At 59.3% G+C, this 2,604-nt stretch carries 2 protein-coding genes; one reads left to right on the forward strand and one right to left on the reverse strand.

The features are described from left to right. Positions 1-116: 116 nt before the first annotated feature. Positions 117-755 (reverse strand): antibiotic acetyltransferase, encoded by a 639-nt coding sequence (locus WBF74_RS00805; protein WP_424433873.1) that lies wholly within the window; start codon positions 753-755, stop codon positions 117-119. A gap of 124 nt (positions 756-879) precedes the next feature. On the opposite strand from WBF74_RS00805, the gene WBF74_RS00810 reads away from it, so the two are divergent. Continuing rightward, the coding region (locus tag WBF74_RS00810) for a phosphate acyltransferase (protein ID WP_424433875.1) at positions 880-2,604 on the forward strand (1,725 nt) is incomplete at its 3' end.

Raw genomic sequence — 2,604 nt, forward strand, 5'->3', positions numbered from 1 at the left:
ATTGTTTGTTTTTTTCCCCGCGGTTTCGGCTGCGGCGATGATCGCGCCTGCAATTGTTATTTCGGCCGTCATTGCCGCGTTATCCTGGTATCTGGTCGAACAGCCGGCATTGGCGGTCAAAGGTCGCTTGATGGCGCTACGCCGTTTGCCCGCAAAAGCCTGACAGCAACCACGAGTTCCCGCGTGCTTTCACCTTGCAGCATTGGCAGCAATCCTGCGATGGCGGAATCGGGCAGGTCCCACCAAGCCGTTTCCAACAGATCGTCCACGATATCGTCTGGGAGGCGCTTATATAGAGCGCGCGCTGGAACGCCAGCCGCCAGGGTATAAGGAGGTACGTCGCGCGTCACTACGGCCCGAGCCGCGATGACTGCGCCATGACCGATTGTAACGCCGGGCATGATCATGACGCCGGATCCGATCCACACGTCCGAACCGATCGTGACATCACCTCCGCCTGCGCGGTAATCCGGCAATTGGTTGCTACCGGGCCAAACATCGGGAAAGGCCGAGAACGGGTAGGTCGACGTCCAGTGCATATGGTGCCCGCCGCCAAGCAGGATTTCGACCTTATCGGCAATGGAGCAAAAACGGCCGACGATGAGTCTATGTCCCTGGTCCGCAAAGCGCACCTTCGGGTGACCATAGCTGTGCGCACCTATGGAAAAGCCATAGCGGCGGATTTGACGCGCCAAAAAGATCCGTGTTTCGTTGTGCGGATTACGCCAACGCTTTATCAGACTAAAAGAAACCATCAGCTATTCCTGAAATGCATTTCTGACGCCGACCGCGCCATTGACGAACATCTATCGGGGGGCCAAAACGGATATCAGGCGCCCACGGCCATTTTCAGCCAAAAGTATAAGGGACGATGAACATATGACCGGCAACATCTCTCAGGACCTCAAGGCGGGGGCTCTTTTCTATCACCGCCATCCCCGTCCGGGAAAGCTTGAGATCAAGCCGACGAAGCCGCTCGGCAACCAGCGCGACCTCGCACTCGCCTATTCTCCCGGCGTTGCCGCTGCGTGCGAAGCCATCGTTGCCGACCCGGCGGAGGCTGACAATCTCACCGTCCGCCAAAATCTCGTGGCGGTGGTGTCCAACGGCACCGCCGTGTTGGGCCTTGGCAATATCGGCCCGCTTGCATCCAAGCCCGTGATGGAAGGTAAGGCGGTTCTATTCAAAAAATTCGCCGGTATTGATGTTTTCGATATCGAAGTGGCTGAGAACGACGTCGACAATCTCGTGAATGTCGTCGCTGCGTTGGAACCCACTTTTGGCGGCATCAACCTTGAAGACATCAAGGCGCCGGAATGCTTCGAGGTCGAGGAGCGGCTGAAGCTCCGGATGAACATTCCCGTATTCCATGACGACCAGCACGGCACGGCCATCATCGTCGGCGCGGCGGTTACTAACGCGTTGCTGCTGGGTGGCAAGCGGATCGACAAGATCAAGATCGTCACCTCCGGTGCAGGCGCAGCGGCACTCGCCTGCCTCAACCTGCTCGTATCGCTCGGCGCCAAGCGAGAGAATATCTGGGTGACGGATATCGAGGGCGTCGTTTACAAGGGACGTGAGGCGTTGATGGACCGCTGGAAGGCCATCTACGCACAAGACACCGAGAAACGAACGCTTAGCGAAGTCATCGAGGGAGCGGATATCTTCCTCGGCCTGTCGGCCGGCAACGTCCTGAAGCCCGAGATGGTCAAGAAGATGGGCGAACGCCCGCTCATCCTCGCACTCGCCAATCCCAATCCCGAAATCCTGCCCGAGGACGCCCGCGAGGCGCGCCCAGACGCTATTATATGCACTGGACGGTCCGACTATCCGAACCAGGTCAATAATGTCCTGTGTTTCCCGTTTATCTTTCGTGGGGCACTTGACGTCGCAGCCTCCACTATCAATGAAGCGATGAAGGCAGCGGCGGTCAAGGCGATCGCGGAACTCGCCCGCGAGGCGCCATCGGATGTTGTCGCCCGCGCCTATGGCGGCGAGGCGCGCAACTTCGGTCCTGATTCGGTCATTCCCAATCCGTTTGACCCGCGTCTGATTCTGCGCATCGCGCCGGCTGTCGCCCGTGCGGCGATGGAGTCCGGCGTGGCGCGTAAGCCGATCGAAGATTTTGATGCTTATGCCGATTCCCTCAACGGCTTTGTGTTCCGCTCTGGCTTTATCATGAAGCCCTTGTTCAGCCAGGCACGGGCTGAACCAAAGCGGGTCATCTATGCCGAGGGTGAGGACGAGCGGGTGCTGCGCGCGGCACAGGCTGTTGTAGAGGACGGCATTGCGCGGCCCATTCTGATCGGCCGTCCGGCCGTGGTCGAGGCGCGCTTGAAGCGTTTTGGCCTGTCACTGGAGCCGGGCGAGCATTTTGACCTCATCAATCCCGACGACGATCCCCGTTATCGGGATTATGTCGCGACTTACCTTGAGGCGGCCGGACGCCGCGGGATCACCCCTGATCTGGCGCGTACCCTCATGCGCACCAACCAGACAGTCATTGCCGCCGTAGCCCTGCTGCGGGGCGACGCTGATGCTCTCATCTGTGGCGTCGAGGGTCGTTTCGACTCCCACTTACGCCACATCCGCAACATTATCGGG

Origin of the sequence: Parvibaculum sp. (assembly GCF_049672805.1) — a bacterium.
Classification (GTDB): Bacteria; Pseudomonadota; Alphaproteobacteria; order Parvibaculales; family Parvibaculaceae; genus Parvibaculum.